This window comes from Stenotrophomonas sp. GbtcB23, assembly GCF_019091045.1.
Taxonomy (GTDB): domain Bacteria; phylum Pseudomonadota; class Gammaproteobacteria; order Xanthomonadales; family Xanthomonadaceae; genus Stenotrophomonas; species Stenotrophomonas rhizophila_A.
On sequence record NZ_JAGXKC010000148.1, the window covers coordinates 1 to 729 of the forward strand.

Consider the following 729-nt stretch of genomic DNA (forward strand, 5'->3'; position numbering starts at 1 on the left):
CCGCTCGATCTCCGGCGCCGGAAAGCGCTCGGGGAACAGAAGCTCACCCTGCTCCCTCCGCGGATCTTCAAAGAACAGTTCCCCGCCGACATACGTCCGGCACTTCGCTTCCGGCTCGAATTCCATCGGCAGGTTGAGGTGCACGAACCCGATGTCGAGTTCCAACGCAACTGCCGCAACGTCCTGCTCATGAAGGCGCTGCATGATGATGACAATCGCCGACGTCGTGACATCGTTCAGGCGGTCAGAAATGCCCTCACGGAAGATACGAACCGCTGTCTGGCGCTCAGTATCGCTCTCAGCCGTTTCCGTCGAATGTGGATCGTCCACCTTCACCCGATCGCCGCGGCCACCGGTCATCGAACTGAATGGGCGAGCCTCGCTGAAACCGTTTCCGGTATTTTCAAACTTGCCTTTCGCGTTTTGATCGTCTCGAAGCTTCAAAGGCCAGAGGAATTGAAACTTCTCGCTCTCCACCAAACGGCGGAGTTTCAGATTGTCGCGAAGTACGTTCGGCTGGCTGTAGGACGTCGCCAACACCTGCATATCAGGCCGACCGCAAGCGCCCCACTCCCATGCGCTCCAGAAGACCATCAGGAGCGATTTCATCATGCCCGGAGGCACCGTCATGAGGAGGAACTGGATACGCCCTTCCGTGACCGCCTCAAGGTGCCGGCACATCGCTCTGAGTGCCCAGCCGAACTTCAATTCACGCTTCGGCTCAAGGAC

1 pseudogene is annotated in these 729 nt (G+C 58.6%); it reads right to left on the reverse strand.

The features are described 5' to 3' along the window. Positions 1 to 729: pseudogene (locus KVS69_RS18525) on the reverse strand (terminase); the annotation flags it as partial.